Below are 431 nucleotides of genomic sequence, written 5' to 3'. Positions count from 1 at the left end.
TGTGCGCGGCCCACACCGTGTTGGCCTGGCTCGACGCCAACCAGGTATCGGTGCGCCGGCCCCGGTCGTCCGTGGCGAACGTGGTCGTCGCGGTGCCCCCACCAGCCGTCGCGTACGACAGGGACACCGGGGTTCCGGACGCGTCGAACGCGTACCGGGTGGTGCCCCGGGTGTCGGTCTTGGACACCAGGTTCCCGGCCTTGTCGTACCCGTACCCGATGGTCCCGCCCCCGGCCGTGTTCGCCCGGGAAACCAACCGGCCCGCCTGGTCATAGCCCCAGCTGGTGGTGCCCGAGGAGTCGACCCGGCTGGTGACCTGCCCCCGGGCGTTGTACGTGTACCGCACCGTCGGCGTGTAATCGGAGAAGGAGGTCGAGACCACCCGGTCGTTCCGGTCGTACCCGTACGTCACGATCACCCCGGTACCGGTG

At 70.3% G+C, this 431-nt stretch carries 1 protein-coding gene; it reads right to left on the bottom strand.

Features of this window, described 5'->3' with window-relative positions; translation table 11 throughout:
• On the bottom strand, positions 1-431 hold a 431-nt coding region (locus BKD30_RS15160; protein WP_162493838.1), incomplete at both ends, for an RHS repeat protein.

This window comes from Tersicoccus phoenicis, from assembly GCF_001968835.1.
GTDB classification, from domain to species: Bacteria; Actinomycetota; Actinomycetes; order Actinomycetales; family Micrococcaceae; genus Tersicoccus; species Tersicoccus phoenicis.
Note: the sequence above shows the minus strand (reverse complement) of the source record. Positions and strands in the feature narration are given on the sequence as shown.